Below are 26,911 nucleotides of genomic sequence, written 5' to 3' on the forward strand. Positions count from 1 at the left end.
ACCGAAGTTCAACTTCTTAGCAGTTGTTTTGAAAGAACATACTCTTTTTTTTGATCACATAGAAACTGATAAAGCCTAACCACTCTAATCGCAAACCCAAAACCTTTATCCTTTACGACATTCACCCTCATTTCATTAATAATTTACAATTAATCATTAACAATTAATAAAGGCCTGTTCAAGTTGGGATTCAGTGAATTTCATCAATTAATCTGAAATAGAATTTAAATCTATAATGTCCCAATAATTTTGATCTATATCAGATAGATGTGCATCATACCGATCTTTATGAATAGCAAAACATAAAAAATGTGTCGGCCTTGAAAAGCCAACATAAGCCATTTTGCATGATTGAATAACCTTGTCTCTTCCACTTACAACTTTTTTAAGAGTATCCGTTATGCTTATACCCTTTATTTGATTCCGTAACCTTTCAGATTCGTAATTCCCATAACCCCTACTATAAAAAGTTTCTAAATATAAAGTTGCAGTGTGAGTTTGTCCCTTTGCTGAATGAACAGTACCAATTTCAATATTAATACCTTCAAACTCGTGAAAATTGGATTGAATTTTGGATATATTATCATCTACCTTGATTCCAGATTTTCCATTTATGAAGTTATGTGAATAATTTATTGTTTTTTGAAAATTGAATAGAAATGAAGGAATATATTTTTTAATTGAATCAATTGTTTCTAAACTATTCCCTTTTATGCATTCTATAGACCATTTATAAAGATTCAACTTTAGGTGTTCATATTCATTTTTACCAAGATATTTAAAGAAGTTAATTAATTTTCTTTTTGTATAAACCCTTTTGTATTCATCCATAACATTTTCTAAGCGAAGAATTTTCAAAAGTGCATTTAAAATGTTCTTACGAACAGATTCTAAAGTCTTTTTCTCTTTATCAAAAAATAGCACATAATCTTCCAGTACATTGAAATCTATTTTATGACCTGCAATAGAATTAGAAATATGAGGCCAATAATCTTTCAATGATGTTTTATTCAGATCGTTATTTTCCTTTACCCAAGCAACTGCCATAAATTTATGTATTGGGTCTTTAGGAATCAACCGTGATATTTGAAATTCTTTAATTTTATTAGCAAAAGTCGAAATCACTAATGATCTTGTATCATTTCGATAAATGAGAATTGTTGGTTTAATGTCAATTTCTGAACCATCAAAATTTGTATTTCTCCCCTCAATATTATTGGGAGTAATAGCTAAAGTTTGAACTACAGCTGCTATCCTTGGACTAAGTCTATGGCTCCCTTGTATAAACAATATTTTATTTCTATCTGTCCAGATATTTTCTGATTTAATAGATTTCCCGTTATAAATTGCTTGATTTTTGTCCCCAATTCTTTGAAGGATTGATTGAGTTATATTATTAGGATGAAAAATTTTTTCAACCAAATGATGTTGGTGCACATCCATATCTTGCATTTCATCGACAAAAACAAACTTAAATCGTCTTTGCAAAAGTTTAATTATAGAAGGATTTTTTACTATTGAGAGATTAGCTAAGAAATATGCGTCATCATAATGCAATACATCTTTAACTTTCATAAGATATAATTTCAATTCAAAAAACCATCTCTTTAGAATTGATTTTTCTTCTACTGTGTAATCTTGATAGTTTTTACCTCTTTTTGGTTTCTTTATTTCAAGATTTTCTCCATTCAATTCTTTCTTTAGAACGATTTTATTATTCTCAATTCCAAATCGAAAATTATAAAACAATGACTCGTCTACATGTTTAAGTGCTAATATTTTTTTAAAATTATCCTGGGAAAGTCTAAATTTAAAGGGATAAGGATTTTTTAGTATTTGAGAGATTCGCTCATTATATATTTCAGAATCAATCCTCGTTGGTTTTTTTTTGAACTTGTTTGTATAGTAAGGAATTGCTAGAAAGGTATCAACAAAGCTTTGAATTGTACCAATAAAATTAGGGTAGGTGAAAAGTTTAGGGCAATTTTTTCCGATTTTTTCCTTTATTTCATCTACAGCAGCATTTGTATGGGATATAACCAAAATACCTCTACCATTTTCAAGAGGCATGTATCTTTCTAGAATTAAGAGTTTCGCAAGTAGTGCTGTCGTTTTACCACTTCCTGGGACAGCTTGTAAATCTAAAGTACTAAGGTCTCGAATGAATATTCTTCTTTCGTCATCAAACTTTCTCCCTTCAAATAAAAGTACTTTTTCGGCGTATTTGATATCCGCATCAGTTATATTAATTTCCCGCAGCATAATTTATAGCTTGAATTAAATAATTTATACTGTCATTTTCATCTTCAGAATTAATTGATATTGTTCTAGCAGATATTGGATTTTTTAGATCTTCATCAATAAAATTGGCTAATCTATATGCCACTTCTGTTTTTCCTAGTTTACTATTTTTATCAATTAATTTTCTCGCCAAGGTTTTTTCAAAATTTGAATCCCATTTGGTTTTTGAGTGAACTTTTTTACAAACACTTTGAAATGCAACGGATAATGTAGGAGATTTAAAAATCGAATATTCCAAAGTCCAGTTCGTTGCAGGAAAATATTGTACAGATTGATCTGATTTGGAAATAATGTTACTAATTATTCTATAATTTTCATTATTGATAGTACAATCTTCTTTTTTTACATAATCCTTACCTACTTTTTCATATTCTCTGAAATCAGAATCTGTAACGACTGCCACTGGAATTTTCATAAATGGCTCTACTTTTCTTAAGTAAATTTTTGAATAGTGATCAAATCCTGTATTTCCAATATTCACAATGGAAACTCCTTTCTCGGTAAGATTTATACCAATTGCATTTGCAAGACTAGGAAGTAGTATTTCTTCTGCCCATCCTTCGACTAGAATAACACCCTTTGCAAAAAACAAGTTAGACTTAGTCGTATCGAGAAACTTTTCAAGAAACTTATAATTATCGGAAGCTAATTTTGTATAGAATGCTCCCATAGGGAAGGCATTGCTTCCATTACAGATAATTAGATTCTCAAGTTTTAATTTAGACGCTAGGTTAGGGCTATGTGTAGTTAGTATTAATTGGATATTTGGTTCATTTTGCAAAGCTTCTATGATTTGCATTTGTGCTTGAGGATGTAGGTGAGCTTCTAATTCTTCAATTAAACCTAATCTTAAACCGTCCCAATTTTTCTTTTGAAGATGAAGTAACTCTGAAGCCATAAACAATCTGTTCAAAGTTCCCAAACCAGGGTTTATCTCATCTTTAATAGATAGCTCAAGCTTTTCAAGAATATTTTTGAGGTTATTACCAAGAACTCCAAAATTAGATTCTTTATTCTTTGAATAGAAAGCCTGTATAAACCTATCAATTTCAGTCTTTAATTCTTTTCCCTTTAAATCATCGCCTTCAAGTTCACCTCCATCCTTATCTTTCCCTTCGAAGTATTTCTTAACTTCTTCATTAAAAGCCTTAAATAACCCCACTAATCTATGATCATTATCTCTTCCTTTAAAGGCCTCATGCCCTTGAAGTATTTGAGTTAATCTTGAGTTTTTTCGCGGGATTAATTCAGACCTTGCATCTCTTAAGGGTTTCAGATAAGTCGTTTTCAAATATTCTCTTGCCTCTGCTGTGAGTTGATATCCTATTTCATCAACTCCTGCTCTTATTTCAGTAGGAAAAATATATTGATCTTCAAGATTTCTCGTAACATCATAAATTATTCTTAGAAAAGGTTTGATTTCGTCACCTTCACCATTCCATCCTAGCCACTCTGTAAAGTTTTTTGCTTCGTCATCGGATAGTTCTTCGAATGTCAATTCAATTCTCAATCTTTTTGAACTATTATAGAAATCATCCCAATCCAACTTAACCCATTCATAACTATGAGTTTTTAGGGTTAATTTTATAGCATCAACAATTCCACTTTTTCCTGAATCATTTTCACCAATCAAAACATTAATTCCTGTTGTGAAATTCAAGTTCAAATTTGGTAATGCTAAGTTAAAATCACTTTCAGAACCAAACTTTCTGAAGTTCCAAAGCTTCATATTGGATAAATACATATTGAATATTTATTAAAAATTATTTCTTGATTCAATCGGTACCCTTATTATGTATTTACAATTTCGATTTAAGATCTTTAATCTGCTTTTCACTCTCATCAATATTTTTAATCTCTCTCAAAATTTCAGTTGTCCAAATCCCATCGCTTGGTAGCTGAAACCATAAGGGGTTTCCTCCTTGACTTGGGTATCCTAAGGAATCTCCTCCTCAATTCCACCTCATGGCAAGTCTTAGTTATTTTTGAGTGTCCCACTCACCATAAGCAACCGTAAAATATTCATTGGTGTAGACTATGGTGTGGTTTTTAAATTTTTCAGGTCTTAAATTTTCAGGATTCATAATTTTTCGGGTTTATTATGTTATTATATTTATTGTCAACTCTTAACTTTCCACTAATTAATTTAGGAAGCAACCTATCTCGCAATTGGGTTAATGTTTCAATTTGAAGATCATTACTCTCTTTTTTTATAACTTTTTTTGAGATTAAAACATCAAATCTTTTAAGATTTTGTACTGAAGGAAGAATAATATTCATTGCATTTAATTGTGCAGTTGTCATACTTGGCACAGCTGAACCTTCGTTCATGTCACTGAAATTCAATTTTTTCATTACATAGAAAAAGTATTTCACGAAATTATTCTGTTTCATTTGCGTATAAAACATGGTATCTACAGACCAAAAAGGTTTATTGACGTACATTATATTGTTTAATGTTCCTTTTCTTGGTATCAGAACAGATTCTGTTTCATACAGTGCTTCATTCACCATTCTCATAACTCCCCCGGATCCATAACATGGGATTCCACCAACTTCTAGCTTTTTGTGATCCTTACCATATTTTACATTTACTAATTCTTGGAGCTTCTTCACCTCCCATCCCTCAGGAATCCACTTCCCCAGCGTCCCATCATAAACAAAAGAAGATGGAAACTCTTTGGCAAGCTCAGGGGATTTTGAGATTAGTTTTTTTGAATGTGGGACTAATGCTCGTTTCTCCGCCATTGCATGCAATTCCTCGGGAATAGCATTGCCTGCTGCCAGGGCATTGTCTACCACCGGATCGAAGTCCACAAACCAGCTTTTAAACAAAGCTTGCGCCATGGCTTCCAGGGTTTGGTTCATCTGCCAATTTAGCTCAATCTTGTCATCTAAGGTGCCTAAAATATGGGCAATAGCTTTTTGTTCAGTTAGAGGGGGAATCTCAAACTCGTAATTAAATATATCATTTAATGTAATACTTGCCTGGTTTGCACTACCCTGAGCAGTTCCTACTATATAAAATTTAAATCTATCATGCCTTAATAAATAAAATAGATATCGCTGATCAACATCAATTTTCGCCCTTAATCTAACTGCATTTTGATTTAGTAAGCCTCCCTTAACTTTAGATGGCACTCTTACAGTCTTGCCAACAACAGAGTTAGGGTTAGTTAACCAAGAACCCACTGTTGCAATTAATATATCATTTTCGTTTAACCTGTACTTAAAATATTTATTATATTCTTCCTCATCAAGAAAATCACAGTCTGATATATCAATAGAGTCGGCTGTAAAGTTTTTTACTTTTACTATCGGTATTCCTTTGTTTTTATAGTCAATTGACTTAAAAGGAAAACCTTTTATATACTCCACAACATTACCTACTGTTTCTGGTTTCCACTCACTCATACCCCAAAGCTTTTAAATTCTCCAAAATAGCTTGATCCAAATGATCAGCTTGAGCCATTTGTTCTTTCAATACAGCCGTCAGCTCCGTCATTTTATCCTCGAAGTGAACCCCATCGTCCTCTTTCTCAGCCACCCCAACATATCGCCCAGGAGTCAGAACGTAGTCGTTGGCTTGGATCTCAGAAAGTGTGGAAGATTTGCAATAGCCCGGGATGTCTTCGTACCTGTAGTTCCCCTCCTTCCCAAGGAGGGGTGCCTGCAAGGCGGGGTGGTTCTTTTCTAGATCTTCCCGGGGTGCCTGTAAGGCGGGGTGGTTCTCTTTCTCCTCCTGCTGTTCCTGCAAGGCGGGGTGGTTTATATACCAGCCAAACTCCGCTTTAATGGCATTTAAAACAGCCTCCGTATTCTCGAAAACTTCTTTGTTTTCGAAACGCAGAACTTTGATACCAAAGGCATTTATAAACAAATCCCGCTCTCGATCATATTCTGCTTGAACCACATTGAAATGTCCCTGCCCATCTAATTCAATGGCCAGTTTTTCTGAAGGACAATAAAAATCCAGTATGTAATTCCCCACACTGTGCTGTCTTCTGAATTTTCTACCATCCAGTTTTTTGTTTTGCAATAGCGTCCATAAGCTGGCTTCAGCCGGAGTTAGGTTGTTTCTAAGTTCTTTCCTGAAGGTTTTAAGGTGGGGAAGGTTGTTTATTTTATAAGCTGTCTGGGGTTCGGATACCGTGGATTGGTTTAATAAACCACCTCGGCCTTCAGCCACCTTGGTTTGGTTTATAAAACCACCCCGGCCTTCGGCCACCCCTCCTTGAGAAGGAGGGGAGCTTTGATTGGTTTGGCCCTTGGCCACACGTTCTTTTTCTGGAGGGACTTGGTTGCGCCAGGTGTGGTAGGTGTTGGCGATTTGGGATATGTCTTCTTTGGTGAGTTCTTTTTGGGTGCGGTCGATCATGGAGCCGAGTTGACGGGCATCTATGAAGAGGGTCTCTCCTCTTCTATCGCGGAATTCTTTTGTTGGATCTTCCGGATGAGGACGTCTTGTTTTGTTTTTAGTTATAAACCAAAGGCAAACAGGTATTTGTGTAGTATAAAACAATTGCCCCGGCAAGGCAATCATACAGTCCACCATGTCTTTTTCGATCAGTTCCCTACGGATATCTCCTTCTCCTGAGGTATTGCTACTCATAGAGCCATTGGCCAGAACAAAACCTGCAGTACCATTCTCGGAAAGCTTGCTCAGCATATGCAAAATCCAGGCATAGTTGGCATTCCCTGCCGGAGGGGTAGTAAATCCTGCCCATCGTAAATCATCCTCCAGTTCGTTTTTCTCCCTCCATTGGCTTTGGTTGAAGGGAGGATTTGCCATAATGTAATCAGCTTTGAGATCAGGATGCTGGTCTTTAAAAAAAGTATCGGCAGGTACATCCCCAAGATTAGCAGAAATCCCACGAATAGCTAGGTTCATTTTGGCCAATTTATAAGTAACGGCAGTGTATTCCTGTCCATAGATTGAAATATCTCTGGTATTGCCCTGATGACTTTTGACAAATTGTACAGACTGCACAAACATCCCACCTGAACCGCAAGCTGGATCATAGATCTTTCCTTTGTAGGGCTCAAGCATTTCGGCAATCAGGTTTACGATGCATTTGGGTGTATAGAATTCGCCACCACCCTTTCCTTCAGCAGCAGCAAATCGACCCAGAAAATACTCGTAAATCCTACCTACAACATCTTCCTCTGCATCCCCTACCGTATCGATATTGTTAACCGTATCCAGAAGGGCCGCCAGTTTACTGGGATCAAGGTTTAGTCGGGAAAAGTAATTGTCCGGCAAAGCGCCTTTTAGGGAAGGATTGTTTTTCTCAATGGTATGCAAGGCCGTATCCACGATCAATGCGATATCATCCTGCTTGGAATGCCCAATCACATACGACCAACGGCTTTCGGGAGCGAGAAAGAAGACATTCTTCATATTGTAGAATTCCCTCATCTCCAGGTATTTTTCCTTACCCTCAGCGATCAATTCAGTCCTACGTTCTTCAAACTTGTCTGAAGCAAACTTCAGGAAGATCAGACCTAGTACTACGTGTTTGTATTCAGAACTTTCTACCGTTCCTCTTAATTTATTGGCTGAATCCCAGAGGGTTTCCTCCATGGATTTTTGATTCTTTTTGGGCTGTTTTTTGGCCATTAATGCAATTAATTATTAAGTAATAGAATATTGATACAATAGCAGTCTTTATTGCATCAAGCGTTTACCACCGGATTAAAAAAATCTCCGACTACTTTTTCTTCCCTAAAGATATAAAACTTGGCAAGGATTTAATGCTCTATAGGCATCGTATTCTACCTAAAATCAAAAGTATTTGACAATAAACCATGAAAATCATCATCCCTTAAGAAGGGAATGAGGTTTCATCATTAATTATACATTCACATAATTTCTTAAAATGCTTTATAAGATGTTGGATAAATGTTTAATATGGGGTCTTAACTCTGGTTTCTTTATACGAGCCTCATCAAGATAATCCGCCCATTCTGGAAGAGCATCAAAAATTAAAGGGTTTGCATTCAATTGTAGGTTGATCATTTTCTCTAGCGTTTCTGAGGTAAACCCTGGCATACTCCAATACCTGGAACTTCTGAAATAATAATGTTCCATACTCTTGACAAAATTACACATTTCTTTGTATATAAATTCTCCAGATTCCGGTTTTGGTTCGTCATCTGGAATCAATAATGAAAAACAGGCAATCGGAGGCTCATTTATTTTATTCCAATCTCGAGGTAAAGAATTTTTTATAGTTGGATGTAAGAGCAGGCCTGAAGCAGGACATCTGATAGGTGCAGTATGATCTTTTGAGTTAAAAACTCGAGAAAAAAGGTTATCATTGTAATTGCCATTGATGTTAAATTCTCCAATAATTTCTCCCCTTTCAACCCAAATATAATTGTCTTTCATCACCCGCTTCATGTAGCCACTATGTGTAAAACCTGATACGATAGGTGGAATAACAATAACTTTTGATCCAAAAGTAATCCCTTTAGGTATAGTCATTTAATGGTTATTTAAGATAATTTTAAAAGATATCGTTTCCTTGATAAATATTTTACATTAAAATTTAATTACTTTCAACAAAGAATTATTAACAATTAACCAAATTTATCTTAAAGTATTATTAAGTGGGATCCATTTTTTTGTTTAAGTTATTTCTGATAAGTATTCTAAGGTTAATTCTTAAAAAGATAAACAATTAGAATACACCCATATTTATTGTTGAAGTATATCTATCCATATTCTATTCTAATTTATCATTAACAATTAATAATTATAAATTATCCAAAAACTCCTCCCAATCCTTACCGTCTAAAAGCCAAGCAAGGTTGAAAATGGCCATCTTACCTGAGTAACCTTTAGGGTCTTCGCCTTCTCCTTCAAAGAATAGGTAAATCAATCCTTCGCTTGGAGTACCGGCTCTTCCGGCGGTCATGGAGGAATAGGCAAACTTGCCTTCTTCTACCAGTTTGTTTACCGGCCAGGTTTTGCCACCATCGAAGCTGGCCCAGACGGTTCCGTGGTTTCTGCCTTTATCGGATACTATATTGCTAAAGAGCAACACATCATGCCCTTCGATTGGCAGTCTAATCAAGCCTGCCATCAATCCATAATCACCGCTTTGGTCTCCATCAGGTAATTCTTCACTGACATATAGGCCTTCCCATGTTTCTCCTCCATCTGTACTATGTGCAATATGCCTCATTCTTGGGTTCAAGCCATCGGTGGACAAGTGCCTGCGGGAATTGTAGTAGATGGTTCCATCAGAAAGTTCTGTCAGCGTGGCTTCGCCTGTTCCATTGGCAGGAAAAGGGGCGCTAGTGTGCCAGGTTTTCCCTGCATCATCAGAATAAATGGCATTGGTATAATGGTTGGGCCAAAACTCCTTATTGTTTCCGCCATCATAATTGCGAGTTGCCCGAATCAATCTTCCTTTCTTTTCACCGAATTGTAAAGTAATACCGTGCTCATTCATGTGCATGGAAGGTACATTTCCATTCTTGTCTCCTGTTAGACTCGTTTCTTCAACTGCCCATGTTTTCCCATTGTCTTTGCTCCTGTACATTTGAAAAGGGGAAATGGGATGACTTTCTTCTACAAATGCCAAAATATCTCCACTGTTTTCATCCACTATAACGCCTCCTCCTTGAAAACCGGGCTCGACAAGGGTAATGATTGGTTGCCAGCTTTTGCCTCCATCTTCACTCCTACGCACCTGGTAACTTTTATTTCCCCAGGTGGCTACAATAGAACCATCCTTAGCCGTTACCACATTGGGAAATCGCTCTCCTGCAAAAATCTCACTTAACTCAAAAACGGCTTTGCCATCATTCCAAAATTCATTTTTGGGCTTTTGGTTGGCACAGGAACCTATAATCAAAAGGAGTGCGATAAATACAGATTGTCTCACTAGAGTAATTTTTTTGGTACAAATAATAAATCAAAAACAAGTAAGGTAAAGTTAAACAATCGCTCTTTTGCTAATAGTAAGCTTACTTCCCTTGTTAGTCATAGGGTTTTATGTCAACTGTACCTACCAGAATATCAATAATAACCATAATCTCTATAATTAACTGTACAGAGGTGAAAATAATCCTGCATTAGTTTAAAGAAGCACAGGAATTCTTAAAAAAAAATTAAAGCATAAATTGTAATCCATTGAGAATGAATAATGAAAACTATAATGCATTTATTTTAGGAAAGATTAGAAAGACATTATCCAGATTTGTCTATATATTTGAAATTTGTAAGACATTTTAACAATTTTTATCCAATGAAATATATTTTTGCATTTTTATTTTTTGCATTGATTTTTAATAAGGCAGTATCACAGGAAAAATACTTACCCGGCTATGTAAAGACCTTAGAAGGGGACACCATACCTGGGCTAATTGACTATAGAAACTGGGATAACAACCCGAAAACTGTATTCTTCAAACAGAAGGGACAGGACAGGATAAAAGTTTACAAGCCCTTAGACATCGCCGAATTTGGGGTATTGGATGAAATCTATGTAGGCGCTGCAGTGGAGAAGGAAGTAACTAAGAATACGGTCTATGTACACAGTGAATCTTCGGCCTTACAGGTGAGAATGGATACAGTATTCTTACAGACATTGGTATTGGGGAAAAAATCCTTGCTAGGCATGAAATCTTCTGGCAAAGAGAATTATTATATCAAAGAAGGAAACAATTATACCCTTCTAAAATACAAGTGGTACCTTACTGAACAAAAGGGGATACAACTCAAGAAAGAAAACTTAACGTATAAGCGCCAACTGGCTTCTTATTTAGGTGATTGTTTATACATGATGCCTTCTCTGGAAGATGCTCAGTATAATAGCAATAGTTTGGAGAGCATTTTTTTGAAATATTATGAATGTACGGATAGACTGCCCACATTTAGAAAAGTTAGGGAAAAAATTGTAGCTGACTTAGGCATTTTGACAGGAGTTTCTTCAACATCAATTTCAATTAATAGTAGCCAAGTTTTTGACATTCAAAGGATTAATTTTCCAAGGGATTACAGCGTAGTCGCAGGTATTTTTGTTGATTTAATACTGCCTAGAAAGGAACGTAAATGGTCTATTTATAATGAGTTACTTTACTCTCATTATAATGTAAGTGGGGGTTTTCAAGACTTCACTAATGAAAATGACTATATAAATGTAGAAGGAAAATTGAGTTATGGTTACCTTAAATTAAATAATTTAGTGCGTTTTAAGTATCCCTTGAAAAGTTTTAAAATTTTTGCCAATGCAGGAATTTCAAATGGTTATGCCTTGAGTGAAACTATCAAAAAATCCACTTTTAAAAAATTCTATACTTCAGAAACCAATAATGAAAGCAAACTATTGGATAAAACACGTCGCTATGAGCAAGGGCTAATACTAGGATTAGGAGCCATCAAAGGACGACTGTCAGGAGAATTCCGCTATGAGAGAGGTAACGGGATGTCCGATTACATTTATTTGGGTGTACGAGCGGATCGTTTTTTTCTACTGGTCAACTATCGGTTAAATTAAATTTGAACCTAGCCGTTTGATGAATGTGAAAACAATAGGTGATGGGGTGATGGAGTGATTTAGTGATGGAGTGATCTAGTGATTGGGTGATTTTTTTATATGGTTTTTCTTTTGCCTACAATTAGTACCCAAGGTTCATTGTCTGGGGCAGTGAAGGTCTGAACGGTTTCAGTCACAGAAGCTTCTGGCAAAAATGCGCCTGTCTTCGGATTAAACCATTGATAAGGCATTTCAGGTGTTAATTCACTGAGGGTTATTTCTCCCCCTTCGTTGAGATAACTCAAATAAAACTCACCTGCATTGGCCAAACAAAGCTTCCCTCCTGCAAGGTCTTTCCGCTTCTCCATATCTGTAAATGGCATTCCCTCCATAGCTTTCGCTATAAATCCCACATAGCGACTACCTTCCAGGTTCAAGGCTTCCCTCCAGGACACTTCAGAATTTGCCCATGCGGCCCATCCTTCTTCATCAGGACTCACTTTCCACTGCCACATGCCACCTGCACCGTAAACAACACCCATGGTGCCTCCTGACATCAACTGCATCCATGCTTCTTCTCCCTGCCACCAGCCTGAACCATTTTCCGGATCTCTTATTCCTTCATAAGTAGGTTCTCCATTGGCCACTGCTTTTATAGGCTTGTTCTCATACATTTCCTCCACTTTATCATAAATCTTTTGGGCAGTATGCCCGGTTTGTGCCCACTGAAAGTCCAGCCATTCGGCCTCCTGATAGGCTTTATTGTAATGTATTTCGTAAGTATCCGGATCGGCCCATTCAGGGATAAAATCATCAAAAGGATTGTAGTGAATTCCGGTAGGTTGACGGTATGCATCCCAAGCTTCAACAGTTTCTCCACCTTCTTTAACCCCTACTTCTTTACCCATTCCATCTGCACCTACCAACCACATGGCCGGACGGGCTCCATAGCGTGCCACAAGGTATTTGCAATAGCGTGCATATTCTTCAGCCACAATATTCTTACCCAATACCTCTTTACCCTTCCATCCAAATCCATGAAAAACAGGCTGGTAAACTGGCACAATTTCATGGGCAACAAGTATACCCATCAGGCTGTCCAGGTACTGAAAATAATCCGCATTGATTTGATTGATATGTCCTTCCGGCAAATCTGAAAAAGCGACAGCAAAACCTTGATCCGTATCCCGGACATTGGGACCGGTAGCCCCTTGGTCAGGCTGAAGGGTCATTAGTAAAGCGGTATTAAAACCTTTTTCGCTACGATCTTTGGCATACTGTGCTACATCTGCATAGGTTGCTCTCCATGGCATGGCCCAAGGGGTATCTCCCACCACGATAAAAGGCGTTCCATCCGCATGGACCACATTTCGCTGGCCCTCAGACATACGCAACAGCCCATGATGAAACAATTGATTATTCCCGGTATAGGCCACACTTTTAAGCATTCCCTCTTGCCCATGCAAGCCTGTGTCACTGTTATCGGAAGCGATGGTCTTCCATTTCCACTCTGCATTGGCAATAGGAGAAGCAAAGCGGACTTTCCAGATTTGTCCCCCATCCCAGAAAGCAGGTCGGCGCAGTTGCTGTCCATCTGGACCTACAAACTCCGCATACATTTCTACATCCGTATAAGGATTGTTATGGGTATTGGCTGCGGTAAAAACCAGCTCTATTTCCTCAAAATGAGGGGCTTCTATGGTTTCTTTTTCCGATTGAGAGGTATTACAACTAAAGAGAAAATTACTAATGACAAAGAGGAGAAAGACAATTCTCATGGGCTTAAATTTTTATTATTGACTTGACAGTGATTGTATTACTGTCTACAGTTAAGTGTATCGGCAAACGAAATCATAGCAAATACCTAATTTCCGCAGCCTATTTCTTTAATCAATTGGTTCTTGTTGAGATAAAACCTTTCAGGTTTCACTCAGCTAATTTTAACATCGCGCTGATTATCAACAAAACCTGCAAGGTTTGCGGATTTATGTAAATAGTAAAACCATCATTAAAATCCAGACAATACAAATAAACAGAAATTGCTCCTATTTAATCAATGCTTTCAAAAAAATTTGGTGATTTGAAAAGATTTTGGAATTATAGTTTATTTTAATTTTCAACACAATAGATTCCTGCTATGTTAAAAAACAATTCTTCACAAACCAAATGGAATACAATTAAAAATCTAACCCAGTACTTTGGTATTAAATACTAATTATTATTTTTCCATCAATTAATAACCATAAAATTTAAGTCAAAAATCTTTATTTATATTTTTACTAACTGCCTGATCTAAAATACTCCTATGATTTCTTAATTGCTTTTTAATAGCAGGTTCTTCCATAATTCTAGAAGCCCTTTTTACATATGAAAAATAATTTCCTTTAGGTTTTTTTTCCACAGGAATAGAGTGAAATACAAACACTCCATTCTTATTGCGGCGAAGTGTTTTCCTCCTACCGTAAATCTTCTTTTTATTTAAGTTAGTATGAGAATATAGCCTATAAAGTTGTCTACGGAATAATGCTAAATTCGCCTCTGGATCATTATTGTGAGCTTTTTTAGCAATGAAACATTTTCGTTTCACTGAATATATCATTCGTCTGTAAAATCTAGACAAATTTTTACTGGCTATTAAAATTTGTTCACCATTAAATTCAAAACCAAGGTAATTAAGGGGATAACGATGAATATATCCCCCTTGATCGCTTAATTTATAAGCTATTAACCGGTTGTTAACACCTCTTTTATAGTAAAAAGTTTCTGTTTTCTCTTCACTAATACTCACTTTGCTTTCCTTAATTAAGGTAAGTATAAGGCTTTTAATGACTTCTTTATCAGCAACATCACAAACAACTATAATATCGTCTGAATATCTGCGGTAATACCCACCACGCTCAATTACAATTTTCTCTAATACAGTTTTATCAAAATCCAAAAGGTACAAATTTGCAAGGACAGCAGAAATAGGTAAACCTTGGGGTATTCCTACTGGTTCTTTCTGGTCATTACGAAAGGGAAACTTATAAATGGGTAGTTCTTTGTTTTTAATAGCACTTTTAAACTCTGCGCTGGAATCGTAAAAAGATAACCTTCCTTTTTTCCTTATGGATGCTAATTTTTTTTCATCAAATCCATGTTTACCAACTTTCGTTTGGGCGTATTTACGTAGGTCATTTTTTAAAATGTATGAGAATTTGGTAGATGCTTTAAAAACGTTATAATGATCTTCAGGCAGGGTATTTACCTTTAAAACAGAACACCAGGCTTTTTTAAGTTTCTTATGATCAATTCTGCTAAAGTAACTTTTGATATCGAACTTCATCACCGCACATTCACCTTTTTTTTCAGTTCTTGTCTTAATTTCTGAAAATACCTCTTGAGCGAAGTTGATTGTACTTTTATTTTTTCCAGGATTATCAGGGTCTGGAACCTTTCGATAAGCTGTAACCAATTCGGACAGTTCGGGATTATCAGATAAGATTCTCTCATATTCTTCCTGAAGGATATCAGCATAATATCCAAAAATTAAACTATCGAAATGAGAGGCGTAATGCAGGGGACGGAGTTTTGCAGTTGGTCTTCCGTCTTTATCCACATGGGAATTTTTTCTCTTATGGGAATTATACTTATATCTTCTTTCCTTAATATAGGAATGAAGTAATGGAAAAAATGCATGTTTTGTTATATAACCCTTAATGGAAAGTTTTTTTAGAAGACTATTTCTTTTTCTAAAAACATCAATTTGAGGAGAAACGTGAAGGTATCCTCTGTTCTTTAACCAAGCATGTTTTTTTTTATCAATGGGCATAACAATAAAAATAAACCTTGCAGAAGTGGTGTACCAGCATCAATAGACAAACATACACTTTCCTTTGAAAGCCGAACCGGAACCCAAGTTCTTGAGTCACACTAAATTTTCAATTATGTTCAAACACAAACAAAGAGTAACATGAAATACTTATTCAAATTAGCAACTTTATTAACATTAGATATATTCCTCATTACAAGTGAAAATATCCTTCATGTCGTCCCAGCAATAGCAATTCTCAAAGAATTAATCTTTATAGGAATTCCTCTTCTTAGGAACTATGTTCATGGTAATCTCTATCCTGAAAGGCCGTATGTCGCCAACAGTGGTTTGTAATACAACCCTATGGTCCTAACCAGACGTTTGTCTGCCGCACTTTTTTCTGCAAGGTAATCTTCAAAGTTATTTATTTTTTACATATTTGTTTCAATTAAACTCAAATAACATTCCCTTATGTCAACTTTTATACTCGGATCTACAGTAACCTTTAAAAGTCACCCCTACAATTTAAATTATCTAAATGACGAAACCATTCAAACTCAAATAATTGGGGACCATTTAACGACACCACCTATCATGGTTATTATTGAGCTTTTGAAAAATACAAAAAGCAATTTTGACGAACAGGATGGGGTACCAATTATAGAAAAAGGATCTTATAATTGTAAATGTATTTGGTATAGTACCAAAAACCATCAGTTTGTGGAAGCATGGTTTTCAAGTAACGAATTAAAGCAAGTAAGTTGTAAATATGAAGAATTAAAGATCAGTGCGCCAATTTCTTCTAAAAATTTAAAGGAGTTTATGGGTGCTTTAGTGAGTCTTAAAACTTTAAATACTGAATTGGGAAAGCAAAAGCAAGCTATTTCATTTAATAACTCTAGCGTTTCAATTGATAAAAAATCTACCACAACAAATTATTTGCAATTTGTAAGTCCAGTTATGCAAATCATTGGTTTTAAAAATAATGATTTAACCAATCAAAAAATATATAATCCCAATAATGGAGAACAAAGAAAGTTTCTACCAAAAACTTTGGTTAAGTGTAAATGGTATAACCCGAATGGAGAAAAATTTTCTGAGATTTTACTACCAGTTGAAGTCCTAAATCTAATTCCAACCATTTCACCTGAAGTATTAGGAGGTATAAATAAATTTATTGAATCACAGCAAGTGATAAGGATAAAACAAGATTCGGGTAATACAATCTTTAGTCCCAAAAGGATTCTCTGCAATAGTGGCTACTATTATTTAGAAGGATTTGATTATTTGACTAATAAGTTAGAGCAAATTGAAATTTATAATGAAATTATTGAGAAAATCACCGAGATTGAAAGCCCCTTTTTGGGTTTAGCTCCTATTTTTATTGATGGAAAGGTAAATAAAATAGATCAAGTAATAAAAAGTGCTGAGAAAAATAATAACCCAATAAGAATTAAGTATTTAGATATCGAAGAAAATAAAACTGTCCGAACCATTAAGGATTTTAAAATACATGAAATTAAGGAGGAATTTGATATTTTAGATAAAATGATCCCCCCAAGCCTTTATTTAGAAGGATATTGTTACTTGAGATATGCAACCAGACATTTTAAAATCGAAAGAATTAAGTTTGTTTGGGAATTAAACCTCAATAATCCTAAAAAGGATTAAATTCAATGCGAATTTAAATAAAACATACAAATTTAGGGGTTGAGAGAGTCGATGGTTTGATAATAACGGGAGTATAAATCCAAACTATCCAAGATCGTGATAAGGATTTCTGTTTTTTTGTTAAAAAAGGCCGGATTAACTACAATCCGGCCCTTAGCATGGTTATTTTGGTTTATAAACTTGGCAACTATTCCTAATTTAGGAAAGGAAAAGTCATTTAATGCTTTCCAACACGGGTTTTCCTCTCCATACCTGTGGCATATCCAAGCCAAATATCCAGGCAATGGTCGCCGCTGTATCATAGGTCATGATCAGGTCTGAAATCTCATGGTTCTTTTTTATACCCCTACCTTCAATAATCCAAGGGATATATATTTCTTCCAAACTTTTTCCTCCATGGCCTTTTCCTGTTCCTCCATGATCTGAAGACAGCATAAAGATGGTTTCATCAGCAATGCCCGCCTCTTCAATGGCGTCATAAATTCGACCAATTCTATGGTCTACATTTTTTAGTTCTGCATAGTATTCCGGAGTATCGTGGCCAATCCCATGTCCTACTCCATCTGGTTCACTCAAATGGATAAATACAAAATTTGGTTTCTCTTTAATAATTAATTCAGAAGCTTTTTCGGTACAGATTTCATCATCATCTCCATGCATCACCACATCAATGCCATCCTTTTCCAACAGGTATTCAATGCCACCCCAGCTATATATTGCTGCGGTTTTGGCTTGAGGCATTTGCTCTCTAATCAAGCCAAAGATAGAAGGGTAAATCCCATAATTACCAATTTTTGCAGGTGGAATCTCCGGCGTTTTGCTTCCCCATTCAGTATATCCATGGGCCGTAGGACCTGAGCCCATCAACATAGAAGCCCAATTTACTGCACTGGATGAGGGTAAGACTGTTCTGGCTTTTAAACTGTAACTTCCGGAATCCATAATTCTTTTAAGGTTTGGCATTTCACCCTGAGGAATTGCATAAGCTCCTAAGCCATCCAAACCCAATAAGACCACATGTTTTACTTTTTTCACTTGGGCCTTCAAGGCTGCAGTACTCAGTAACATTGCCGGCAACAGCAGTACTAAGGCTAATTTTTTACAGTTCATTTATTTACTTGTTTATTTTTAATTGATTCAAAACAATATGCCTTTCCGGCAGGTACATACAGCAGGTAAAACTTTCCATTTTAAAGGTTTTCCCAAACAAATACTATGGTAAGCCTATTTTTATTTTGCCTATTAAGCTTCAAAACTATCAAATACTTATAAATTAAAAGCTCCGTTCATCCCATTGTTAGAATATTTCCCATCAACTTCAAAAAGTTATCGATACCATAAGTCTTTAAATAGTATTTGGTTACTACTGACTATTATTCAAAAAGATTGACTATAATTAAAAAAGGAGTTTATTGGCTCCACAGGTGCTCAATCAAGATTATTTGCAAGTTCTTAACCTTATAAAAATTGATCTATTTATCCAGTCTATGCTTTATTATTGCTCCAATGCCATGGCTAACAAATCATTTTGGATTCTCCCGGGTCTATAACAATTTATCTCAAGCCTACTAAAATAATTGGTATATTGATTTTCAATTATTTCATTCGTTTTGATCCCATTTATTCAAAAAATACCGCCCAAAATGAAGGCAATGGGCTTATTTCCCAGAAATGAAGAAAAGTCAACAAATCACTGAAACAGATTACCAATACCAATGAAAAAAACATTACTATTCGCCTTAATTTTTATTTTGATATTAGGGAATACACAAGGGCAAGAAGTTAAAATACCAAGTCATTGGCCCGATGCTTTCTTTTCAGGAGACCAAGGGAAAATGCATGTACAAGGAATGGCTTTAGATAAGGAAAATGGATTTATTTATCTTTCTTTTACCAATAAACTGGTCAAAATGGACCTTTCAGGCCACATGGTAGGAAGCGTATTGGGATTTATGGGTCACCTGGGCGATTTGGATTTCAACCAAGAAGATGGTAAAATCTACGGTTCTTTGGAGTATAAAAATGATGCAATAGGTAAAGGGATCAAAAAGAGTTTGGGAAAAGAAGAGAGTACGGGTGTGAACGGATTCTATATAGCCATTTTTGATGGGGCCAAAATTGTACGGTCCGATATGGATGCCGAAACAGAGGACCTATTGCGTACTGTTTATTTATCAGAGGTGGTACAAGATTATGAGGCTAAAGTAAATGTAGCTGGTAAAATCATGCCTCACCGATTTGCCTGTTCAGGCATCGATGGACTTACCTTTGCTCCTACTATAGGAAGTTCTAATCTGAATAAGAAGTATCTATATGTTGCCTATGGAATTTATGGGGATGTAGATAGGGATGACAATGACCATCAGGTAATTTTAAAGTATGATGTCAGCAATTGGGATAAATATGAAAAGCAGCTATCTCAAGATAACCTGCATACCTCAGGTCCTAATAAGCCAGCAGAAAAGTATTTTGTGAAAACCGGAAATACCCGTTATGGTATCCAAAATTTAGCCTATGATTCACATACGGGGAATTTGTTTGCTGCGGTATATAAGGGAATCAAAACCCAATTTCCGAATTATGATTTATTCGTTATTGATGGGCATAATAAGCCTAGAAGAAGCCATATTCATTCTGATAATAAAGAAATAAAAGTCAAAACTTTGTCTTTGTTGCAAGCTGGGCCTAAGGATTCTGATACAGGTATTCGTGGTTGGCATTTTAAATGGGGAGCGACAGGTATACAGTCCTTGGGTGATGGTTTGTTTTATATATCCCACAATGAAAAAGCCGATAATGGATTACAGCGGACCACCTTGTATAAATACAGATGGGTTGGCGATTCCCAAAATGCATTTATCAGAGAAAATTGAATTCCGATTTCAAATGAAGATTTTGTCAGCATTGTTGCAAAAAAAGGGCAACAATACCGCCAAAATCAAGTGACATTTGATTTCTTACCCGGTGGCTGACTCCACCGGCTATAATCATGTCACCCCTGCCGGGGTTTTCGGCTGTCATAAAGGTTAATATATGGTTTCGGTAAAGGACTGTGCCGTTGAGATTTTGTCAGCATTGGTGCGAAAAAAATCCACCGACTATAATTATATCACTCCTAAAAGGGTTTATGGTTATCGTAAAGATCAAATTTTTGTTTTAAAAGGGAGATTTGCAAGATGGTCCAATTGGCTAGATAGCTTTAGGTGTGCCATTGAATCTCGACAAAGAAACTCTTTTATGACAGCATATTATGTCAGGTATTTTCGGCCTTCAAAGCTTATGGTTTATGGAGATGCATGGAGGGCGTTAAAAAAATGAGTTAGCTCCAATAAAGGAGATCCACTCATTTTTAGCCCGGAATTCAGCTCCAAAAATCAAATGATGGATACGTTAATGATCTATTTTCCCTAAACCTAATCCATCATTTGAAATAAGATTTGACAGCCTTGACCTTTTTGGTTCGTTTTTGGGTCAAGCCAAAAATGAACAGTGGGAATAATGAAAAATCAACCAGTCAAGTGAGACCAAGATTGCAAGGTCAATTCATTTCCATGAGGAAACATTCATCAGGGAGATTTTGTCAGCATTGTTGCAAAAAAGGCAACAATACCGCCAAAATCAAGATGTGTTGATCATTTAATACCAAGGGCTGACACCCTTGGCTAGAATATTACACCCCTTTGGGGCTTGGTAAGGTTATAGGATTTAATCTGTGTTTTCGATGAATAATAGACGTTAAAGTTTGTCAGCATTGTTGCGAAAAAATCCACCGGCTATTATAATATCACCTCTATAGGGGGCTTTGTAGTTAAAATTTAAGGTGAAGCTCGATAAACCTAAATATTATCGTGAAAACTAGCCAATAACTAACCCTGTGTTATCTCGTTTACGCAAGCTTATAAGACCAAAAAACCGTGGATGATAATCCACGGCTAGTTAAACTTTTTACTATTGCCAACCCTATAAGGATTGACACAGAACACTTTACTTAATTTTTCTAAACTTTTTTATTTTATGGAAGGTAAGGAAATTGGCATCGTGGTTATTGTGTGCTCCTCCTACCCCATCATCATAGGCAGTTCTGGATAAAAAGAGGATGTCTTTCCCATTGAAAACCCAATCAAGGTATTGGAAACCATGCTTTTTAACATCTTCATGCTGCAATAATACTTTCTTTTGCTCCCAGTTGATTAAATCAGGAGAAGAAAACAATGCTTGGGTATTTCTAATACTGGCTGGGTTTTTACCTTTGTTTTCTTTCTTAACCGATTCAGGGATAACGTTGGCAATGGTCCAGTAAAGGTCACTTTTTTCATCAAAGCGGATGGTGAATTTTTTACTTCCTCCAGGAAAGGATATAAAACCAGTTGCTGGATCAAAAGTGGCTTTTTTACCATCGGCACTAATTTTAACTCTGGCAGCTTTCTCTTCTAAAGTAGAACGGTCATCCACACGCAACATGTCCCAAATTTGTCCCTCTTTGTCTACGACTGCATTGCCTTCTAACCAGCCACCGAAGTTGCCATCCAAATAAGTAGAATCATAGTACAAGATATTGCTACTTGTCCAACTATCAGCTTGCAATAAATCGGCATCAACAGGTGCTGAAAGCATAAAAGCCCCATATCTTTTTCCCCATTTTTTAATTGGCCCCATGGCACTTTCCATGGCTCTCCAAATTCTTCCATTGTGTTCAATAATAGGCATAGGAGCGCAATGGTATTCCCCTTCCAGGATTAAGCCATTGGTACTGTTGGTAGGTTTGGTCCAGGTTTTTCCACCATCATCTGAGCGCCTTACAAGCGTATTCCCATGATGTCTGTCAAATCCGATTAGCCAAAGTGTCCCTTGGTGAACAAAAAGTTTGGACCAAAACGCACCGTCTATTTGAGCAATTTCCTTCCATGATTTCCCCTTATTTCTGGAGGTATAAATTTTTGAAGTAGCTCTTTTATGCTCATTGGACTCAGGTCCAAAAAAATCATGTGAGGCTACATAATCACCATTAGGCAAAACGGCCAAGCTTGGAGAGCCAATGTACTTGCCTGAAGAGGCCGGACTATAGGCGACCACAAATCCTGGCACCTTTGAATCGTCAAATTGCTGTGCAGACAAGCTGAAACCTGATAACAGGACTGTAATTAAAATTGCTACTATTTTCATTCTAGTTATTTTGTTTGAGTATTAATTCGTGGAATTTTGGACTTAGAACAACAAAAGAAATCGCCTACAACATAGCAGGCTAATCCCAAATATACTTACTGTTTCTTTCATTTTCCACTTTATAGAAAACCAATAGCGCCTAATTTAACTGACAAAGTCATCCAATTTTTGTCATGCTTTAATTTTTTAAGAAAATCAGAAAACCATCTTGGTCTGCAGCTTAATGGGCTATTTCATAATTGCCCTCTTCCCCCGTGAAGGTAAATCTGTCAGTTCAACTTGCAATCTTACTTCAATGAAAACATTGCATCCTGACCTAACCCAACTTAAAAGTTTAAGATTTTGTAAAGAATGGGAAGAATTTTACCGCGACTTCAACAATGTGTGCTTTTTTGAATAAATGTTTAATGGGAATAAACAATGGCTTATTTAATTTATGTTTTTTATCGTTATATGCTAGTAAATAACGATCATTTCCAATAAATAAATTTTTGGGATTCGAATAATCAAATTAATTACCAACTAATTTTACCATACAAAACCAACTAACCATGAAAGCAGCAGTTTTTCACAAACCAGGACAAATCCAAGTCGATAATGTAAAGGACCCTTCACTAATAGACCCTACAGATGTTATCTTAAAAGTTACTTCTACAGCCATATGTGGTTCCGATCTTCACATTTTAAGTGGTGCTGTACCCCAAGCGGGAAATATGATCATGGGGCATGAATTTATGGGTATAGTGGAGGAAGTAGGAAAAGGAGTAAAAAAGCTAAAAAAAGGTGACCGTGTGGTAGTCCCTTTTCCGCTTTCATGTGGTCATTGTTTTTTCTGTAATCATGGCGCTTCACCTCATTGTGAACAGTCTAATTATAAAAACTATGGTCCTAATGGCAATCTTACCGATCAGAAAGGAGGAGCATTGTTTGGCTATACCGATTTGTACGGGGGCTATTCAGGAGGTCAGGCAGAATATGTGAGAGTACCTTATGCTGATATCAGCCCACGTATTGTTCCCGATGAGCTGAGTGATGATCAAGCCCTGTTTCTAACCGATATATTCCCTACTGGCTGGTCCGCAATCGATTGGGCACAACTTAAAGGAGGAGAAACAGTAGCGATTTTCGGCTCGGGTCCGGTGGGATTAATGGCGCAGAAAGCGGCATGGGTCAACGGTGCTGGACGAGTCATTGCAATTGACCCCCTAGAGTATAGGCTTAAAAAAGCACGTGATGTAAATCACGTTACGACGCTCAACCCACATGATGTAGAAGTGGTAGAAGCCATTCGAGGAATGACTGAAGGCAGAGGTGCCGATGTTTGTGTGGATGCTGTTGGTTTTGAGCCAGAAAGGACCATGATGGACAAATTTAAGGCCACTATCAATTTTGAAAAAGGCAGTATGAAAGTACTGGATATGGCTTTTAGGGCAGTAAGAAGAGGAGGCACAGTAAGTATAGTAGGCGTATATGGGTCTACTTATGACAATTTCCCACTTCACAGGGTGTTTGATAAGGCCATTACGATCAAACAGGGACAGGCTCCTGTAATAAATTATATAGATAAACTCATTACCCTTGTTGAAGAAAACAAAGTTGTATTAGATGATATTATTTCACATACGCTTCCTCTTTCCGAAGCATCAAAAGGATATGAGATATTTGATAAAAAAGAAGACGACTGTGTGAAAGTTGTTCTGAAACCGTAAACAATACCTATTGGTAATGGCTACACGAAAAATTTCATCAAACCGTTTCAGCCGACCAATTGAAATCTCTAGAGGTAAAATAGAAAATTAAGGAGTGAGGCTTGCCCTCACCCTTTTTGTTCAAATCAATTAAAAGCTTGTAATAATATGGATATTAGGTATTTTCTAATCACGCTTTTATCAGGAATAGCAGGTACAATCGCCATGACTTTGGTAATGTACCTATACAGTTACTTATCAAAACATTTCACTAAAGTTATTCCATTGTTAGGTAGCATGATCTCAGGGGAAAAAAATTTTATGAATCCTTCCAAAAACGCTTTATTCCTAGGTACATTGGCCCATTTTGGAGTGGGCATTGTTTTCTCATTTACTTATTTTCTATTGTGGAATTGGGGGATATTTAGTATCAATTTTCAAGATGCAGTATTAATAGGAGCATTAAGCGGATTAGTGGCAATAATTGTTTGGAAAACTTACCTGATCTTGCATAGTCAGCCTCCTGAAATTTCACAGCTACATTATTTTATAGCTTTGTTCCTGGCCCATATTGTTTTTGGGATAGTTAGCGTTAATGTCTTTCAACTCAATACAGACAATCCTGAATTTTGGTATCAACTGCATGACAATGTAAGTCTTAGTTCTGGAATATACTAAAAGCAACTATTTATTTCATCATCTACCATTTGATGGGGTCTTACCGTATCACCATTACTTTTAGGTTAAAAATAGATAAACAAACCGAATATGGATTTAATTCTGTCCTTTGATACGTTAGATAAAACCTGTAAATTATATAAAGCATGAGTTATTTGTATATAGTTATAATCTCAATTTTAATTGTCTCCGCACTAATGGCAGTGTTATTGGCCAATTCTAAAACCAGTATTAACTTCCATTTAGTCGATAATAAATTAACCATTTTGCACCCCTTTAAAAAAGAAGTTATCAATTTGGATACGGAACTAAATAGTTGGAATTTTCAAAAAATCAACACCCTCTGGCGTGGGAAATTTTATTCTATTAACCTGAAACTAAATTCTGGAAAATTGACTAAAGTCTATTCCAGATCTCGTTCTGGGAATATGGAAATGCTTATCAATTACCTGGAAACCACAGCAGTTGATAAAGAAAGCTAAATACTTTCAGCACGTATAAAGCAACTAGTTTTTATATGCTTTCAAAGCTTCTAGATACGTTAGAATTCTACTATAGAATCTGTAATAATTCTCCTAATAAAAATTAAAAAAGTGGAAAACTACCTTTTTTAAGGGCAGCTTTCCACTTTTAAGTAAACTGGAGGGCTTTATTTTATTTCAGCCACCAGGTCATTTCATTGATATGGTCATTACCTTCACCAAATTGTCTGCTAATGGCCTCAGTAACATTATTGGCGTTGTAATTGTATTCAGATTGAGGGTAAATCCATCTGTAAGGAATTTCAACTCCTGCAGGCCTCCTAAAAGAAGGATATCCTCCGCTTCTTAGGTGATCAAAGAAGGAAGTCCATCCCAGTTGAAAGAAAGACTGAAGGTATTTTTGCATGATGATCAACTGCATTTGCTCATCTTCTGTGCTTGCCATAGAGAAATCATTGATAGGCTTAGACAGATAGTTTTCTGCATCCGCTTCCCCAACAAAAGAGGAATAATTTTCTGCATACATCTCGTAAAACTTAAATGAAGCCTTTACACCCGATTCATACAACATGGCAGCATCTGCATTAATCCAGCCTCTTGTAGCAGCCTCAGCCAAAATCAATTGCTGCTCGGAATAACCCAAAAGCATATAAGGCTCATTCACTGGATCTTTGTGGTAACGATCATTTACCTTTGAAACATTACCTTCAGTGGCTTTTTCATTAACCTCAGCATAAGGAGCGGCTGGATCCCCACCTTCATAAGCAGAAAAATCAGAAATGTCTTTACCTGCTTCTTTAGCGGACTTGGTCTGTGTACAATAAATGAACAACCTTGGATCTTCACGGTCCTGAAGTCGCTGAATAAAAGTGGAGTCCATGTACATTCCGGAACTGAAACCACTGGAATTAAAATCTGGGTAGCGGTTGTCCTGCTGATCCAAAAAGACCAATTGTCCACTTTCATCCACATCTTCCATTAAGGGCTCATTCTGATAAACAGAGGCAAATTCACTATCAATGTTCATCCCATCTTTTTCAGATAGGGTCAACATCACCTTAAGTCTAAAAGCATTGACCAATTTTCTCCAGCTGGTAACATCTCCATCATAAATGATATCTCCTGCGATAATGGTATTGTTAGCAGCAAGGATATCATTGGCTTCTTCCAATTCTTTTAAGATCCCAGTGAATACCATTTCCTGTTCATCGTAAACGGGCTGGTAATTTTGTTCTATTTCACCTTTAAGGGCAGCACTGTAGGGCACATCACCGAAGGTTAATGTCAGGTTATAGAAATAGTAGGACCTAAAAAACTTACCTAATGCCACATAGGTAGGTTCGCCTATTCTTTCTCCTTCTTCCATCATTTTAGTCACATTTTTCAGCACACTGTAGTTTCCGTAACTTGCACGATCCCACTTATAATATTGGCTTGTATTCTCACCATCTGTTTGTACGAGCATTTTCAATGCATATAAAGGAGAAGTACCCCTATAATCCCTGAAAGCATCCCACTCTATATTGGTCAACAATAGCTGAGGGTGGGTTTCCGTTGGTAGATTAGGATTGATGTTCATCTCCTCAAGGTTTTGGCAGGAGGCAAGCCCAATCAACAATAAACCTATAACTAATATATTTTTCATCT

At 36.3% G+C, this 26,911-nt stretch carries 17 protein-coding genes; 6 read left to right on the plus strand and 11 right to left on the minus strand.

Annotation, left to right across the window (positions count from 1 at the left end):
• Positions 1–207 precede the first annotated feature (207 nt).
• The 6 genes from AC13EX_RS21055 to AC13EX_RS21080 form a co-directional block, all read right to left on the minus strand.
• Positions 208–2,262 carry a UvrD-helicase domain-containing protein gene (locus AC13EX_RS21055; protein ID WP_482894216.1) on the minus strand — a complete coding sequence of 685 codons (2,055 nt, stop codon included), beginning with the start codon at positions 2,260–2,262 and terminating at the stop codon, positions 208–210.
• Positions 2,246–4,045, minus strand: a complete 1,800-nt coding sequence (locus AC13EX_RS21060) for an ATP-dependent nuclease (protein WP_482894217.1) — start codon at positions 4,043–4,045, stop codon at positions 2,246–2,248. Before AC13EX_RS21060 ends, AC13EX_RS21055 begins: the two co-directional genes overlap by 17 nt.
• A 329-nt stretch (positions 4,046–4,374) precedes the next feature.
• Positions 4,375–5,715 (minus strand): restriction endonuclease subunit S, encoded by a 1,341-nt coding sequence (locus AC13EX_RS21065; RefSeq protein WP_482894218.1) that lies wholly within the window; start codon positions 5,713–5,715, stop codon positions 4,375–4,377.
• Positions 5,708–7,921: an N-6 DNA methylase gene (locus AC13EX_RS21070; RefSeq protein WP_482894219.1), complete on the minus strand. Its 2,214-nt coding sequence runs from the start codon at positions 7,919–7,921 to the stop codon at positions 5,708–5,710. Before AC13EX_RS21070 ends, AC13EX_RS21065 begins: the two co-directional genes overlap by 8 nt.
• A 264-nt stretch (positions 7,922–8,185) precedes the next feature.
• Positions 8,186–8,788, minus strand: a complete 603-nt coding sequence (locus tag AC13EX_RS21075; protein WP_482894220.1) for a hypothetical protein — start codon at positions 8,786–8,788, stop codon at positions 8,186–8,188.
• Between the two features lie 271 nt (positions 8,789–9,059).
• The gene (locus AC13EX_RS21080; RefSeq protein WP_482894221.1) at positions 9,060–10,196 is read right to left on the minus strand and encodes a sialidase family protein; all 1,137 of its coding nucleotides are present in this window, start codon (positions 10,194–10,196) and stop codon (positions 9,060–9,062) included.
• Between the two features lie 363 nt (positions 10,197–10,559).
• Here AC13EX_RS21080 and AC13EX_RS21085 point away from each other — a divergent pair, with 363 nt between their 5' ends.
• The gene (locus AC13EX_RS21085; protein ID WP_482894222.1) at positions 10,560–11,810 is read left to right on the plus strand and encodes a porin family protein; all 1,251 of its coding nucleotides are present in this window, start codon (positions 10,560–10,562) and stop codon (positions 11,808–11,810) included.
• A 95-nt stretch (positions 11,811–11,905) separates the two neighbouring features.
• Here AC13EX_RS21085 and AC13EX_RS21090 read toward each other — a convergent pair whose 3' ends face one another.
• Positions 11,906–13,567 carry a glycoside hydrolase family 140 protein gene (locus AC13EX_RS21090; protein WP_482894223.1) on the minus strand — a complete coding sequence of 554 codons (1,662 nt, stop codon included), beginning with the start codon at positions 13,565–13,567 and terminating at the stop codon, positions 11,906–11,908.
• A gap of 476 nt (positions 13,568–14,043) precedes the next feature.
• On the minus strand, positions 14,044–15,600 hold the full coding sequence (locus tag AC13EX_RS21095) for a reverse transcriptase domain-containing protein (RefSeq protein ID WP_482894224.1): 1,557 nt from the start codon (positions 15,598–15,600) through the stop codon (positions 14,044–14,046).
• 453 nt (positions 15,601–16,053) lie between these two features.
• On the opposite strand from AC13EX_RS21095, the gene AC13EX_RS21100 reads away from it, so the two are divergent.
• Positions 16,054–17,253: a WYL domain-containing protein gene (locus AC13EX_RS21100; RefSeq protein ID WP_482894225.1), complete on the plus strand. Its 1,200-nt coding sequence runs from the start codon at positions 16,054–16,056 to the stop codon at positions 17,251–17,253.
• 213 nt (positions 17,254–17,466) lie between these two features.
• On the opposite strand, the gene AC13EX_RS21105 is transcribed toward AC13EX_RS21100, so the two are convergent.
• Entirely contained in the window at positions 17,467–18,363 is an 897-nt protein-coding gene (locus tag AC13EX_RS21105; protein ID WP_482894226.1) for an alkaline phosphatase family protein, read from the minus strand.
• A gap of 605 nt (positions 18,364–18,968) precedes the next feature.
• On the opposite strand from AC13EX_RS21105, the gene AC13EX_RS21110 reads away from it, so the two are divergent.
• On the plus strand, positions 18,969–20,126 hold the full coding sequence (locus AC13EX_RS21110; RefSeq protein ID WP_482894227.1) for a hypothetical protein: 1,158 nt from the start codon (positions 18,969–18,971) through the stop codon (positions 20,124–20,126).
• 1,111 nt (positions 20,127–21,237) lie between these two features.
• Here AC13EX_RS21110 and AC13EX_RS21115 read toward each other — a convergent pair.
• Positions 21,238–22,416 carry a sialidase family protein gene (locus AC13EX_RS21115; RefSeq protein ID WP_482894228.1) on the minus strand — a complete coding sequence of 393 codons (1,179 nt, stop codon included), beginning with the start codon at positions 22,414–22,416 and terminating at the stop codon, positions 21,238–21,240.
• Positions 22,417–22,967: 551 nt separating this feature from the next.
• Between AC13EX_RS21115 and AC13EX_RS21120 the strand changes: the two genes are divergently transcribed.
• The 3 genes from AC13EX_RS21120 to AC13EX_RS21130 all read left to right on the plus strand — a co-directional run bounded on the left by AC13EX_RS21120 (position 22,968) and on the right by AC13EX_RS21130 (position 25,264).
• Positions 22,968–24,125, plus strand: coding sequence for an alcohol dehydrogenase catalytic domain-containing protein (locus tag AC13EX_RS21120; protein WP_482894229.1), 1,158 nt, complete (start codon positions 22,968–22,970; stop codon positions 24,123–24,125).
• Positions 24,126–24,272: 147 nt separating this feature from the next.
• Positions 24,273–24,782, plus strand: coding sequence for a DUF6789 family protein (locus AC13EX_RS21125; protein WP_482894230.1), 510 nt, complete (start codon positions 24,273–24,275; stop codon positions 24,780–24,782).
• A gap of 146 nt (positions 24,783–24,928) precedes the next feature.
• Positions 24,929–25,264, plus strand: a complete 336-nt coding sequence (locus AC13EX_RS21130) for a hypothetical protein (protein WP_482894231.1) — start codon at positions 24,929–24,931, stop codon at positions 25,262–25,264.
• 172 nt (positions 25,265–25,436) lie between these two features.
• On the opposite strand, the gene AC13EX_RS21135 is transcribed toward AC13EX_RS21130, so the two are convergent.
• Positions 25,437–26,909, minus strand: coding sequence for a SusD/RagB family nutrient-binding outer membrane lipoprotein (locus AC13EX_RS21135; protein ID WP_482894232.1), 1,473 nt, complete (start codon positions 26,907–26,909; stop codon positions 25,437–25,439).
• Positions 26,910–26,911 lie beyond the last annotated feature (2 nt).

The organism is Cyclobacterium sp. L-R (assembly GCF_056859355.1).